Genomic DNA, 13,650 nt, shown 5'->3' with positions numbered 1-13,650 from the left:
TCCTCATGCGTTGTTGGGAAGCCTCATCGATGCACAAAGCTTTTAAGGCTCCAACTCCCCTGCAAACCGCCGATGTGAAGTTCACCAAATGCATCTACTGCTCTATTAAAAATCTCCATTTCTTGACGCCCAAGGTTTGCCTGTCGCCCGAGTTCTCGCGAATAAACGACTTTATCCAAAACAATAACAAGCTCTGCAACCTCCTCTTCTCTTTCAAAAACCGCAACCACCCGCTCCTTGAATTTCAAGTTAATATATCTAGAACCGGCGTAGCGATAAAGCAAGAGTCCAGAGATGTGGCCAATATACTCAACAAAATCTCCCCACCCCATCGGCACACTAATAAAGTCACGGCATGACTCAAGCCGCTCCCTCCAATTTAGACAAGGGGGAGCTAGATACAGGCTTCCTTGTTCTCCCATTTTTAGACGGGTCACTCGCGGCATTACGAGGTCTAGCATCCGCCAGTGCAACTCATGTTCGAAGGACAATATCCTCAGGGCTCCGCCCTCGCCTCGTTCCCACTTATCGAAATCATCATCCACCGTCTCTGAGCGAGAATCTCTGATGATTGCCTGCCACCCCAAGCGCCCCAGGCGATAGATTTGGTATGCGCTGTAGTCCTGTAGCCACAGAGCATCCTCAAGAATGTCTCGCCTAGGCCTTAACTGACGCGTCCCTCGAACTTCCAGATGGTAAACATAACCCTCGTGTAGTTGTTCGCCCATGTCGAGCAACTTAGAGAGCCACGCCTTCAGCACTCGCTTCTCCACCACCTCTTCGTCAACTAATTTAGTGCGCGCAAGATTGACGGCGAGATACCGATGCGAGGGGTTTTTTTCGAAAGTTAGTTCAAGCTTGGCGCCTGCGATTCGATCCGTGGTGAATGTGCTAGGGAGACCTGGAACCCCACTGATTTTGAACCCACCACGGAGCAAAACGGAACCATCTTCATGGGAAGCGCTTTCAGATGTTGCTTCTGTTCTTAGTGGTTGATTTCTTGATATCTGCTGTATGGCGTTTTTCGCAAGGCGGGCATTTGAGATGGCGATTTCACCATTCAGGCCGAGTTCAGGATCATTTACAGGTATACGGAGTGTGAATGGCTCCAAATGGAGCGGCACTGAGACCGAAAGCTGTTGCGGTTCGATATTGACTTCTCTGATTCCATCTGCCCCAGAATGGACAAGATGAAGTGTGTATGGCAGCTGTATGCACACTGTTTCCAGGTACATTTTTATTTCTGCCCATGAAGGTGGATTGTTACGGTCTCTGCGACTGCCTCGCTTTAAATGCAACGTGACTTCTGTGCCCTTGAACCTTGACACCCCATCGTTTTTTTCGTCCCTCAATCGGATCAATCGTGTAGGCCCATCGATCTGCAGGGTACGTTTCCGCGTGTCCCCTTTTTCGGATTCCCACAGCGCTGTCTTGACCTCGATTCGATCCGCCAGAAGGAAGCTAGACAGAAAGCCTATTCCGAATTCAGAAACAGGCGCAAAATCCACTCCCCTTGCGCGCAATTGAATGCGAGTCTGGTTGAACTCAGTTGATTTGTAGTAAGAGCGCCCCAGTTTCAAAAAGTAATTCTCCAGGATTCTCTGGTCCATTCCAGTGCCACGGTCCGATATGATCAGGCGTGGCGGATGATTCTTGTCGAGCGGCTCTTCGTAACGAACAAATATTCGGCCAGATTTGCGTGGCTCCGTTGTCTCCTGCAAGAGAGTATGAGCGTCTAGCAACTTGCATGCATCCACCGCGTTCTGGATGAGTTCGCGAACTGCATCAAGTGGGTTTTCGTAAATCGAATGCCCCAGCAAAATTTCGTTGATGCGAGCAGCATCTATGTCGAATCGATATGGAACGTATCGATACCCATCTTCGAAAATTTCTGCCTCTACCTCTGATGGGAGCAAAAACGGCCAGGGATCATCCTTAATAAAGGTTGATCTTGTGTTTTCAATTTCACGCTTGATTGTCTCACAAAACCCAACAACCGCGTGGTGCACGATATGATCGTTGCATCGTCCTTTAAACACGATGCGTTTTGAATCAATGTTCCAATTCGAGATTGCGAGATGTTTTCGCCACTCAAGAACTGAACGGTTCTCTGTTGGGGCTAGAGTGCTTGGGAGCAGATAATAAAACAGCGAGGGGGGCGTTCTTTCCCGGTCAAAGTCCAGAATGTCAGCAAGACGCAGGGTTGCTGCTATTAGGTGCAAGTCAGCATTGCAGCGCCCGACCGGGTAGTCCCTGGGAAATCTTGTTTTTGAAGGATTATTTGGATCTGGTTGGACCAGGACAAGCGCGTCTTCATTGTGGCTGACGCAAATGTCGATTATCTTTTCTCTATATGAATCGCTATCAAAACCAAGGGCAGCCGAGATATCCGGAGTTGATGAGGAGGCATTTCTGTGAATCTCCTCAAGCATATGCAGAATCTCTTCATACCTGATGCGCGTCGCATGCCGCTCCCGGGTGTCTTGACATAGAAGTGCCTCTCGCGCTTGTTCCAATTGACGCTCGGCGTGGCGTCGGTCGTCGATAGAAAGTTTTTCGTTGCCAACGCTCAACGCTAACTTCTCCATGTTCTCCCGGGTTGACTCATCTAACTGCAACCGTTCCCAAAGATCCGAACTACTACTTAGTCGCGCGTTACGCTCTGTAGGACTGAGGCCCATCCCCAAGTCATGAAGATGCGCGGCAATCAATAACATTCCAATTTCGGGAGGAGTTAGGCGTTGGCGCCTCTCGGGAGTGAGTATGTGCCACATAAGGTGCGCGACTTTTCGGCCATGCACTCGATCATGCAGTGTGAATGCTTCCATTTCACGGGTTGTCACCCGGTCTAGGTATGGAGCAAAAAACTTATTCACTACCCCGATAATGGCTGAATGTAGGGTTCTACATGCTTCTCGCATTTGGGGGCCTAATGCTTCGCCATCCCAAGCGGCATTGCCATTTGCATAACTGTCGAGCAACTTCATCAGGTCAAGTTGTTCAATGCTGCTGGGCGTTTCTGGTATGCGCATGATGGGTGATGTTTGGTCTATTCGAACAACATGGTGCCGCAGGCGGCGTATCAATGCTTCCAGCCTTCCTTATCTTACCCCATCCCCCTTGCAAAAAAGCAAGCTGCGGAGTCAACAGAGAGAAGCCAAAGGGCCGCCGATCGCTCGCGAGACGCCCGTCCTTAAGGCTCAATTCCCCGCTTGGCGCGAGTCCATGGCGCAGGAGGGCTTATTGATGCACCGTGCCAGGGTTCGCCAAGCGGCGATCCATTCGCATTGGAGTGATGGCTCGGAGTGGTTGACAGCCAGTCTCAAAACCGGTCGGACCAGCTTAGCAGTATGGGAGCTGCGATCGCTGCCTGGTTGTGCCGCAGGGAGGCACTAGCTGAGCGGATGTTGGAGCCGAGCTCATAGCTGATGGCCGAACACACCGCCGGCAGGACGAGCCCAGTGAATGCCAGCCATGCCAGCCCGGCCTCGCTCTTGCGCAGCTGCTGCGTCACGACCAGCGACCCCATGAGACCGACGAAGCCACCGAGCAGGGCGGAGTCGAATCCACCCTGCCCTTTCATGAGGCCGCCCACCCACGCGACGCCGAGGGACGCCCCGGCCGCCGCCCCGAGCATGAGGGAGGCCCCCATGACCTCCAGCAGGAGCTGATCGTCCTCCGTGGTGCTGAGAAGGTTCGCGTTCCGGAGGTAGATCACCGCCAGGCTCTCCACGGTGAAAAGAGCGAGTCCTGCCGAGAAAGCGCCCACCACCCCTGCTCCGCTCGTGACGAAGGCTCGCCCGACGTGCCCTCCCAGGCTCTCGGACCGGACCGGCGCTCTCAGCAGGGACAACTCCCGGGCCACCGCGCTTTGGGGGGTCAGACAGAGCAGGGACAGCATCAGCCACGCCGCCCACCCCAGGGTCCCAGCTCGGCTCCCGATTCTCTTCATGGTGAGACGCCTCCGCGTCCCATGATGACCGCGCGAAGCCGCTCCAACCACTCCCGGCGGTGGGGATTGGGATTGCTCGCGAGCTCGCCTGTGAGCTGGTTCGCGGCCAGGGTCCGAAGCCGAGGAGGGAGATGCTCGCGGTCCTTGGGCGTCAGGCGCTCGGCGAGGTCCACCCACGCGGAGCGGCATCCGATGCCCTCTCCGAATGCGGCGAGTTGCTCGAACTCCGCGAGGCTCAGCGCCGGCGGCTCATCCGCATCGAGGATGTGGCTGCAAAGTGTTTCAAACGCAATGCCACGCTCACCATGGCGCGCGAGGTCGCGGACGTCCTCCACGCCAGCCACGCGCTCCTGGAATGCATCGCAGAGCTGGGACAACCGCGCGTCCAGCCGCTCGCCGAGGGCTTTCCGGATGCTCGGTGCCTCCCACCGGAACACGCGCTCGGGCCCGCGCTCTCGTGGACTCCAGCCCTGGGAGAGGGCGTGAAGAATCGCCTCACGCACCAGCCAGGGGGAGATGGCCGTGCCGTGCTCGACCCAGGTCACCATGCGTTGCCCGGCCAGGTCCGCGGCTTCCACCACGATACCCAGGCCGGGCTCGTCGTTGGGTGCAACGACCCAGCGGTACCGCGCGCCCTCGATGGTCAACAACCGGGTGCCCTTCTTCGCCAGTCCCATGACGTTCCTTTCGCCTCACCAACGTATGCCATCTTCGGCTGAGGTGATCGGACCCGGGAGAGGAGCACATTTGTCTCGGGGCTGACGGACCGGGACACCGGGCTCCATGACACGGGGAGAGTGGGCGGTTCACACTCCGCGGGCACGCCATACCCCGTCTGGAGCCCTCATGCCGCGCCATACCGGTTGGACGTCCTGGTTCACCCCGCTGGCGCTGGGCCTGTGGGCCTGCTCCTCCGCGCCCCCCGTTTCCCCCGCGCCCCCCGCGGCCCCCATCCCTCGCATGCTCCCCGCCCCCGCGCCCGGAACGAAGTGGCTGGATGGTGAGGTGCTCACTCGGGAGTCCTTCGCCCAACTGGGCGAGTGGGCCGCGGTAGGCTCGTCTCAGGGCGAGGCCCTCGCCGCCCTATTGCCCTCCCCCTGGCCCCGGCTGCCGGTCTACTCGCCTCGCGCGCCTCCCGTCCCCCTCTCGGAAGCACAGGTGGACGCCCTGCTGCACGAGCCGCCCCCCCTGGGCATCCTGGTTCCGTACACCGATCGCTTCTGGCTGCGCGGCGATTGGCGCTCCCTGCCCAATCACTGGCTGTTCACGGGGCGGGTGTCGATCGACACGCTCACGGACGTCCAGGGGCGGCCCGTCCCCTTCAAGCAGGCCGGGGAGATGGCCTTCCAGTTCCAGCAGCAGCAGGGCACTCGGGCGATCGAGCTGGCACCGCCCCTGGAGGAGGGCGCGAAGGGCCCCCCCACGTGGAAGGGCACGGCGCGCCTCACCGTGTCCCTGCCGGTGCGCTTCCAGGTGCTCGCCTTCACCCCGGCGGACGTGGGCCGGGAGAAGGACGGAGTGCGGCTCGTGTCCTGGAAGGGCACGGACGTGGTGCTCGAGGGAGAGGGCCTGGATGGGGAGCTCGTCGCGCGTGGAGTCGAGGGGGCGCGCCTGGCCGAGCGCCAGAGCATCTGGCACGAGCCCGGCAAGTGGGCGTTCTACGCGGCGCTGGCGAAGAAGCCGTGGGAGGAGCTGCCCGATCAAATGGACACGCCGGAGGGGGCCCGGCGCGTGCGCGTGATGACGCGGCTGGAGGGCACGCCCACCGTCCTGGAGTTCCACCGGGTGGAGCGGCGCGTGGAGCGCACCGTGGAAGTGCCCCTGGTGTCCCAGGGGTTGCTCCGGAGCGAGCCATCTCCGCCCCTGGCGGGCCAGGAGGGCGCGCGTGTGTGCGACGGCGTGTCGGCGGAGTGGCTGCGCGAGCGGCTGCGGGTGTTCGCCTCGCGCGAGGGCCTCGGGGGCAGTCCGTTCATCGGCCTGGAACTGCCCGCTTGCGGCAACAGCCTGGGGGCCGAGGTGCGCTACGAGGACATGACATGGCTGGACGCCCAGGGCGTGTCCCTGCCCGCGTCCTACCTGCGCACGGAGCGCCCCGACAAGCAGTTGCCCCATGGAGACAGAGTCGATGTGGTGCCCGGAGTGCGGTACTCGGACGAGACGCGGGACCTGGACCTGCTCCGGCTCCACCGCGCCCAGGGAACGCTCCACGTGCGCTACCCCCGGGTCAAGAAGGTGGTGCTCGCGCTCCAGGCGCCGGGCGCCCCCGGGCCGGGCTTCACTCCGGGCGAGCGGCCGGGCGAGGTCATCCCCCACCCGCCGGACGCGCCGGGCGGGTACCTGCCGTACCTGGCCGCCTACGACGCCCGAGGGCTGTGGCTCACGCGCGAGAAGTCCTCGGAGGACACCGTGCGCTTCAGTGCCCCGCCGCACCGCCTGGAACTGCTCGTCCGGGAGGGGAGCGTCGACGTGGCGCTGCCCATGTCGCTCACGTGGCCGCCGCCGCCCGCGCCCGACGTGAGGACCCTCGCCGGGGAGCTGATGACGGACTCGGCGCTCCGCGATCGGGCAGGGACGCTCTCCCACCCCGAGCAGCGCGTGCCCTGGAAGCCGGACACGGAGGCATCCTGGGTGCGCCTGCCGTCCTACTCCTTCCGCGCCCCGCCCGTGGCCCTGGACGCGCCGGACGCCCTGGCCCTCCTCGACGAGGTGGGCCCCTTCATCATGCTCAGGCGCGACGAGTCCTTTTACAGCAAGCTGCTCGTCGGGGCTGACCTGGGCGCGCTGCCCAACCACGGGCTGGGCCAGGTGCGCTTCCAACTGGAGTCACTCCAGGACGAGCAGGGCCAGCCGGTCGCGTTCGACCAGCACACCGGGCGCGAGTGGGGGCCCACGGGCGGCGCCTACGCGACCTTCGATGTGGCGCTCGAGCCGCCGCTCAGGTCGGACAAGGACCTGCGCGGCTGGACGGGCCGGGTGAAGGCGTGGGTGAGGCTGCCACTCGGCGCGAGCGAGGCCACCTTCACGCCCGCGGACGTGGGCCAGCAAAAGCAGGGCGTCACGCTGGTGTCCTGGAAGGACGCGCAGGTGGTGATGGAAGCGGACTCGGACGCGTTTCTCCAGGGGGACACGGTGGCGCTGGCGGCCGGCGGACGGCGGCTGGAGCTATTGCCTCCCCTGGTGGAGTACCCCGTCCAGCGCGCCTTCTTCGAGGAGTTGGAGAAGCGGCCGTGGGAGTCGCTGCCCGCGAGGGTGGAAGCGCCGCCCGGCTTCGGGCGCGTGCGGGTGACATGGCGGCTGGAGGGCCAGCCCAAGGCCCTGCGGGTGCACCAGGCGGAGCGGTTCGTGGAGCGCGAGCTGACGCGGCCCGTGTCCTTCTCGCACCGGCCGGCGGGCACGTCCCGGGCCGGGGCGGTGGAGCCCGTGCTGTGCGAGGGGTTGACGGAGCGGCAGTTGCGCGCGCGCGTGAAGGTGCATGCCACCCGGGTCCTCGAGCGCGATCATCATGGCACCCCGCTGCTCGCCCTGGAGCTGCCCGCCTGCGCGAACAGTGCCTTCGCGACGCTGACCTTCGAGCGCCTGGAGCTGCTGGACGCCGCGGGCAAGGTGTTGCCAGAGGACGCCTATGCCCAGGAGGCCCATGGCCGGGAGGAGGCCTATGGCGCGGAGTACTGGTTCACCCGCTCGCAGTGGGAGGACAAGCTACCGGTGGTGCACTCGGTGCGGGGCCGGCTGCGGGTGCGCCTTCCGGACTTCCAGCGGCGCACGCTCACGCGGGGGGCGGGGTTCACGCCGGGCGCGACGCCGGGCGAGGTGCGGCTGCAGGGGACGCGTGCCTTCCACGAGGCGCTGGAATGGGACAACGAGACAGACTTCCAGTCCGGTCCCTTCCAGGCCATCACCGCCTGGGACGCCCGGAACCGGCTGCTCCCGCGCCAGCGCTCGTCGTGGGACCGGGCCCTCCCGCGGGGGACCTTCCTCGAGTGGGGCGAGACATTCGCCGGGACACCCGACCACGTGGTGCTCATCCTCAAGAAGGGCGAGGTCGAGGTGACACTGCCCTTCAAGGCGACCTTCCCGCCGCCGCCACCCGCCCCGCGCCCATGACCGTGCCTCAAGCCGGCGCGGAAATCCGAACGACGAAGTCGATCGGCCTCGCCAGCTCGAGCGGCGCGATGGAAGGGTGCAGCACCGTCCCGTTGGCGACGCGAGCCGGAATGCTGATCCAGAAGGACACCCGCTCGCGCTCACGGCCGGAGCCGGCGCACCGCTCGCAGCCGGCCCCGGGCGTGCCCGTGCAGCGCCGGCAGACGATGTCGGCATCGAACGAGAGCATCGCCACTCCCCCCGTCAGCGCTTCATCCTCCTCGAGCCGCAGCTCCACCGTCCCGTCCGAGAGCAGCCGTACGCCTCCACACGCCAGGGCGGACGAGAGGTGGCCGGACAAGCGCCACAGCCACCGGGGCGCCGGGCTTGGGCTGACGGCGGCGTCCGGGCCCATGGAGGCGACCTCCAGACGGCTGTACGCCTCGGCAAGCGCCTGAAGGCGAGCGGCCGTGTCCGGCCCTGCCCCATCGGTGTAGAGCTGCTCCACGCGCCGATGAAACGCGCTGCGGGCCTCTTCTTGCGAGGCTCCACGGCGCAGCCCGAGAAGCGCATAACAGGAGTCGAGATTCTGCATGGGTCTACTGGCCTCCAGGTTCCAGGGAGCATAGCCATGGAGTGCGCTCCCGTGGAGTGCGCTGTTCCTCCAAGCGCCCGCTTCCCGATAAGCTGCCGCGGCATGCGGCTCCCGGCCCGTTCCAACCCCGAGGTGGCGTGACATGTGGCTCGCGCTCACGCTCCTGCTGCTCGCCGCCGTCATCACCGGGCTCTTCGTCGCGTGGCGGCTCCGCCCGGCGCCGGCCCCCTGCCAACCCCAGCAGTACGACGCCGCCCCGCGGCCGGGGACGTTCGCGGTGCGGGCGCTCGAGGAGATGCCGCCGATCGCTCGCGAGACGCCCGTCCTCGAGTCCCAATCCCCCGCCTGGCGCGAGGCCATGACGCAGGCGGGCCTCCGGATGCGCCGCGCCGGGGTGCGCCACGTCGTCTTCGTGCACGGCACCTTCGTCGGCCACGACCCCACCCTGCTGCTCTCCGCGCTCGAGGGGCCCCTCTCCGCGCTCGGCCCGGGGCTCATGCCGTCCCTGCAACGCCTCTCCAAGCTCCCGAGCGATCGCGTCCTGCGCGATCTCGGCAACTACACCCCCGAGTACGTCTCCCTCTTCCAGAAGGCCCTGGGCGCCGATATTCCCACCACGCGCTTCGTCTGGTCCTCGGCCAACAACCACGTCGCCCGCCTGCGCGCGGCCGTGGACCTGCTGCGGCTCCTGGCCTCCTCGGAGCTCGGGCGCAAGCGGGCGCTGTTGCTCGGGCACAGCCACGGCGGCCAGGTGCTCGCCCTGCTCACGCAGCTCATCTACCCGGCGCGGACCGCGGAGGCCCTCTGGCAGGCCGTGCGCGACGCGGGCGAGCCCACCGAGGCCCTCCAGGAGATGGCGCGCACGGTGGCCCGCGCGCGGCTCGACATCGCCACCTTCGGCATGCCCCCGCGCTATGGCTGGGCCACGGGCCGGCAGTGCCGCCTCCTCCACGTCATCAATCACCGGGGCGCCGAGCCGCGCGGGAGCACCGTCGCTGGCGTCCTCCACACCGAGTGCGGTGACTACGTGCACCTGTGGGGCATCGCCGGCTCGGACATTCCGCCGGGCAACGCCAAGGACCGCGAGCTGGCCGCGCGGCTCGATGCCATCCTCGGCGTGGGCTACGACGTGAAGGCGTGGCTCCAGCACGTGCGCCACGGGGCACGCGTGCCGCGCGAGGGGTTCAGCTACCTCGTCGACTACGGCGACCGGGGCACGGGCGCCCTGCCCAACTGCCTGGCCACCTGCTTCGGGCACGGCGTCTACACCAGCTATGACGCCATGCTCTTCAACGCCCGGCTCCTCGCGGACCATTTCTACCGGTAGCGGCCGGATTGACGGAGCGCGAGGAAACCGGCCGCCAGGAAGAGCGGCGCGAAGGCATCACCCGCCTCCGCGCCCCTCCTCGAAGCGTGCTGGGGTTACTCCGCCCAGTAGGTCTCGGACAGCACGCTGAAGCCGTTCACGGTGTCGACGAAGATGGCGGCGGAGTGCCCGCTCCAGGGGTCGTTCGCGTAGCCGAAGTAGCAGCCCTTGAACGAACGCCCCGTGATCAGCGCATCGAGGTTCGCCATGCCGGCGGAGATCACGCTGCTGGAGATCTGGTTGTTCCAGTTGGCGGAGGACACCGTGCTCAGGATCTCGGCACGCACCTCGGCGGCGTCGGCCAGGTACGGCCGGACGGTCGCGCCGGACGGGACGCTGCTCGGCTCGAGCCCGAAGCACTCCAGCCCGGAATTGTAACTGCCGTTGGTCGTCACGTACTGCCACCAGTCGAAGTGGCGGTCCATGAACGCTCCGCCGTGCCCCCAGTCCCCCGCCACGTTCACCGCGTTGATGAGCGCCTCGAAGGGCCGGCTCAGCGTGGCCGAGTTGCGGATGTTCCGCAGGCTCACCTCGCCGATCCCCGCCGTATTGGAGATGGCCTGGACCGAGGTGAACGGGCGCGCGCCGAGGAGGTTCACGGCGCCATTCCACGCGTCCGGCAGGACGTCATGCAGCTCGCTGTCGTCGATGGTGTTCACCAGCGACACGATCGCCGCGGCGTCATCGGCGGACACGGCGAGGCCGTCCATCACGCCGACACAGCTGGAGCCGATGAAGCCCTGGGCCCGGGCCCCACCCGCGAGCTGCTCGAGACGGGCCTCACCGACCAGCCGCACCGAGGAGATGTCCGCCAGGGACACGAACGGCGACGACGCGCGCCGGGTGACGAGGTTGGTGACGACGTCGCTCGGCAGGTACGCGTCCAGCGTCGCGAACGAGGCCGTGTTCGCGAAGGTGAGGATGCCCTGGCACTCCGGGGGCACGTCCACGTCCGTCGTGGTGAGCGGCGCCTGCTGCTGCGCGATGGGCTCGGAGGACGACGGAACTTCGCTACCACCGCAACCAGCGAACAGGCTCACGGCGAGAAAGGCTGAACCAAGACGGTGCATCAGGGACTCCTTCGGGGGGGTACTGCGGGGGTAGCAGTTCCATACACCAAAGGGCTGACGCTGAAGACCCGCTTTTCTCGCCTCTCCGAAGCTTGCTCCCTTCCGGACTTTTTCCTAGAATCCTGATTTTCGCGGAGCTGCCCTCAGGAGCTGCACGAGAGGGCCGAGCAGCCCGGCTTCGAGCGCGCCCACTCGGGCCGCTTCGCCGCGTAGGCCTCGCGCCCCGGTTGCTCGTCGAAGGGCCGGCGCATCACGTCGAGCAGCTCGTGCACCTTGGAGTCGTCGCCCGCGTGTGCGGCGTCGATGGCCTCCTGGGCGAGCCAGTTGCGCAGGACGTACTTCGGATTTACCGCGTCCATCCGCCGCGCGAGGGTCTCGGGCGGTGCATCCTCACGCCTCGTGCGCTGCCACCACGCCGTCAGCCACTCGAGCACCCTCGCCACGTGCGCCTCCGGCACCTCTCCGTAGAAGGCGTTGCGCACCACCCGCGGCAACTCGCGGGGAACCTCCGGCGCGGTGACCACCTGGGACAGCCCGCGGAAGAAGAGCGTCATGTCCGTCTCGTACGCGGCGAGCCATGCGAAGCAGTCATTCACCAGCGCCACGTCGGCATCGGCCTCCAAGGTGGACAGCCCGAGCTTCGCCGCGAACCGCTGGGACATCTCCACCGAGAAGGTGCGCTGGTACTCGGCCAGCCCTTCCTCGACGAGCGCCTCCTGCTCCTCGAGGAGCGGGAAGAGCGCCATGCCCAGCCGCTCCACGTTCCACATGCCGATGGCGGGCTGATTGCCATAGCGGTAGCGGTGCTCCTGGGCGTCGGTGGTGTTGGGCGTCCACCCGGGGTTGAAGTCATCCACCCACCCGTAGGGCCCGTAGTCGATGGTGAGGCCGAGGATGGACATGTTGTCGGTGTTCATCACGCCGTGCACGAAGCCCACCGCCTGCCAATGCGCGATGAGCCGGGCGGTGCGCCGCGCCACTTCCCGGAAGAAGGCGGCGTAGCTCTCCTTCGAGGGCTCCCCCAGCTCGGGGAAGAAGTGCTTCAGGGTGTAGCCGGCCAGTTGTTGGAGCAGCCCCAGGTCCCCGCGGCTGGTGCACAGCTCGAAGTTACCGAAGCGCAGGAAGCTCGGAGCGACGCGGCAGACGATGGCACCGGGCTCGGCCTGGGGGTGGCCGTCGTAGAACATGTCCCGGATGACCTCGTCCCCGGTGGCCACCAACGACAACGCGCGGGTGGTGGGCACGCCCAGGTGGTGCATGGCCTCGCTGCAGAGGAATTCGCGGATGGAGGAGCGCAGCACCGCGCGCCCATCGGCCCGGCGCGAATAGGGCGTCCGGCCCGCGCCCTTGAGTTGCAGCTCGTACCGCTTACCACCGGGGGCGAGCAGTTCCCCCAGCACGATGGCACGGCCATCTCCGAGCTGCCCCGCCCAGTTGCCGAACTGATGCCCTCCGTAGTTGGCCGCGTACGGCACCATGCCTGGCCACAGCGCGTTGCCCGAGAGCACCTGCACGAACCCGGCGGACCGCAGGGTCTCCTCGTCGAGGCCGAGCAGTTCCACCACCTCTTTCGAGTACGCCACCAGCCGCGGCGCCGGCACGGGCGTCGGCTGCACCTTCGACCAGAGCGCGCCATGGACCTGGCGCGGCCGTGCGTCCTGGAGGGGATCCCCGGGGGTGGAGTCGATGAATCGGGACGTGAATTGAGGCATTCAGGATGCATGCCTCCGGGAATCCGGTGATGCAACGAATAGTTTCCAGGCAAGCGAGCGGAGCCGACGGCGCCGACGGGCAGGCAGGTACGCGGGCGGCTAGTAGCCGAGCCGCTCCGCCATGTAGTGGTCCAGCTGCCGGTACCAGGTGGGCCAGTCGTGGGGCATGTCATCGCCCCAGATGTCCAGGTTGTGGGGGATGTCACGCTGGTGCAGCAACTGGCTGAGGTGCTCGGAGTACCCGGGGTTCTCCCAGGCACCGCGGCTCGTCACCAGGTGGATGCGGCTGTGGTGCCGGAGGAGCTCCATGCCCTGGCCCTCGGGCAGGTTCGGCACGTACGAGGCGGGGTTGTTGAAGTAGACGTCGTCGCTCCAGTAGCCGTGGAGGAACTCGCCCTGGAGGTCGTAGAAGCCGCCCAGCCCGAGGAGCAGCTCGAACTGATCCGGGCGCCGGAAGAAGGCATTGGCGGCGTGGAAGGCCCCGAAGCTGGCTCCCACCGCGCCGATGCGCGCGTGCTCGTTGCCCAGGCAGCGGCGGATGTGCGGGACGACTTCGTGCTCGACGTACTCCGAGAAGCGCGCCTGGTTGTGGGCCTTCTGGTGGAGGGGCATGCCCTCGTTCATCCACGCCCAGGGGTTGATGCTGTTGATGCCGAAGATCTGGACCCGGCCGGCGAACAGGTGGTGGGCCACGCTCTGGATGAGCCCCATGCGCTCGGCCTCGAGGAAGTCGCCGCCCGCGGTGGGGAAGAGCAGCAGGGCCGGGCCCCAGTGGCCGTAACGAACGATGGGCATGTCCATGCCCAGCCGGGGGCTGTACCAACCGAAGAGCTCACGGCGCAGGTTCGGATCGACGTTTGACATGGGGGGCA

The 13,650-nt window shown here is 65.5% G+C and carries 9 protein-coding genes; 2 read left to right on the top strand and 7 right to left on the bottom strand.

What is annotated here, in order from left to right; all coding sequences use genetic code 11:
- Positions 1–23 precede the first annotated feature (23 nt).
- The 3 genes from NR798_RS20020 to NR798_RS20010 form a co-directional block, all read right to left on the bottom strand.
- Positions 24–2,987 carry a hypothetical protein gene (locus NR798_RS20020; protein WP_375773091.1) on the bottom strand — a complete coding sequence of 988 codons (2,964 nt, stop codon included), beginning with the start codon at positions 2,985–2,987 and terminating at the stop codon, positions 24–26.
- Positions 2,988–3,322: 335 nt separating this feature from the next.
- On the bottom strand, positions 3,323–3,901 hold the full coding sequence (locus NR798_RS20015; RefSeq protein WP_375773090.1) for a hypothetical protein: 579 nt from the start codon (positions 3,899–3,901) through the stop codon (positions 3,323–3,325).
- A gap of 47 nt (positions 3,902–3,948) precedes the next feature.
- A complete protein-coding gene (locus tag NR798_RS20010) occupies positions 3,949–4,629 on the bottom strand; it encodes a MafI family immunity protein (RefSeq protein ID WP_375773089.1) in 681 nt (226 codons plus the stop codon).
- A gap of 169 nt (positions 4,630–4,798) precedes the next feature.
- On the opposite strand from NR798_RS20010, the gene NR798_RS20005 reads away from it, so the two are divergent.
- Complete coding sequence (locus tag NR798_RS20005) at positions 4,799–8,056, top strand: hypothetical protein (RefSeq protein ID WP_375773088.1); 3,258 nt, start codon at positions 4,799–4,801, stop codon at positions 8,054–8,056.
- A 7-nt stretch (positions 8,057–8,063) separates the two neighbouring features.
- Here NR798_RS20005 and NR798_RS20000 read toward each other — a convergent pair whose 3' ends face one another.
- Complete coding sequence (locus NR798_RS20000) at positions 8,064–8,630, bottom strand: hypothetical protein (RefSeq protein ID WP_375773087.1); 567 nt, start codon at positions 8,628–8,630, stop codon at positions 8,064–8,066.
- A gap of 142 nt (positions 8,631–8,772) precedes the next feature.
- On the opposite strand from NR798_RS20000, the gene NR798_RS19995 reads away from it, so the two are divergent.
- On the top strand, positions 8,773–9,957 hold the full coding sequence (locus tag NR798_RS19995) for a hypothetical protein (RefSeq protein WP_375773086.1): 1,185 nt from the start codon (positions 8,773–8,775) through the stop codon (positions 9,955–9,957).
- A gap of 95 nt (positions 9,958–10,052) precedes the next feature.
- Here the strand turns inward: NR798_RS19995 and NR798_RS19990 are convergent, their stop codons facing one another.
- The 3 genes from NR798_RS19990 to NR798_RS19980 form a co-directional block, all read right to left on the bottom strand.
- Positions 10,053–11,066: a hypothetical protein gene (locus tag NR798_RS19990; protein ID WP_375773085.1), complete on the bottom strand. Its 1,014-nt coding sequence runs from the start codon at positions 11,064–11,066 to the stop codon at positions 10,053–10,055.
- A gap of 143 nt (positions 11,067–11,209) precedes the next feature.
- The gene (locus NR798_RS19985) at positions 11,210–12,778 is read right to left on the bottom strand and encodes a YdiU family protein (RefSeq protein ID WP_375773084.1); all 1,569 of its coding nucleotides are present in this window, start codon (positions 12,776–12,778) and stop codon (positions 11,210–11,212) included.
- Positions 12,779–12,877: 99 nt separating this feature from the next.
- The gene (locus NR798_RS19980; protein WP_375773083.1) at positions 12,878–13,642 is read right to left on the bottom strand and encodes an esterase family protein; all 765 of its coding nucleotides are present in this window, start codon (positions 13,640–13,642) and stop codon (positions 12,878–12,880) included.
- Positions 13,643–13,650: the final 8 nt, after the last annotated feature.

Source organism: Archangium gephyra (assembly GCF_042230915.1).
GTDB classification, from domain to species: Bacteria; Myxococcota; Myxococcia; order Myxococcales; family Myxococcaceae; genus Archangium; species Archangium gephyra_B.
The sequence above is the reverse complement of the archived record's forward strand: the minus strand, read 5'-3'. Positions and strand labels throughout refer to the sequence as shown.

What these genes read in the sequence shown, in the direction of transcription:
- NR798_RS20020 (WP_375773091.1), bottom strand. Translation starts at nt 2,987, where the DNA reads ATGAAGTTGCTCGACAGTTATGCAAATGGCAATGCCGCTTGGGATGGC.
- NR798_RS20015 (WP_375773090.1), bottom strand. Translation starts at nt 3,901, where the DNA reads ATGCTGTCCCTGCTCTGTCTGACCCCCCAAAGCGCGGTGGCCCGGGAG.
- NR798_RS20010 (WP_375773089.1), bottom strand. Translation starts at nt 4,629, where the DNA reads ATGGGACTGGCGAAGAAGGGCACCCGGTTGTTGACCATCGAGGGCGCG.
- NR798_RS20005 (WP_375773088.1), top strand. Translation starts at nt 4,799, where the DNA reads ATGCCGCGCCATACCGGTTGGACGTCCTGGTTCACCCCGCTGGCGCTG.
- NR798_RS20000 (WP_375773087.1), bottom strand. Translation starts at nt 8,630, where the DNA reads ATGCAGAATCTCGACTCCTGTTATGCGCTTCTCGGGCTGCGCCGTGGA.
- NR798_RS19995 (WP_375773086.1), top strand. Translation starts at nt 8,773, where the DNA reads ATGTGGCTCGCGCTCACGCTCCTGCTGCTCGCCGCCGTCATCACCGGG.
- NR798_RS19990 (WP_375773085.1), bottom strand. Translation starts at nt 11,066, where the DNA reads ATGCACCGTCTTGGTTCAGCCTTTCTCGCCGTGAGCCTGTTCGCTGGT.
- NR798_RS19985 (WP_375773084.1), bottom strand. Translation starts at nt 12,778, where the DNA reads ATGCCTCAATTCACGTCCCGATTCATCGACTCCACCCCCGGGGATCCC.
- NR798_RS19980 (WP_375773083.1), bottom strand. Translation starts at nt 13,642, where the DNA reads ATGTCAAACGTCGATCCGAACCTGCGCCGTGAGCTCTTCGGTTGGTAC.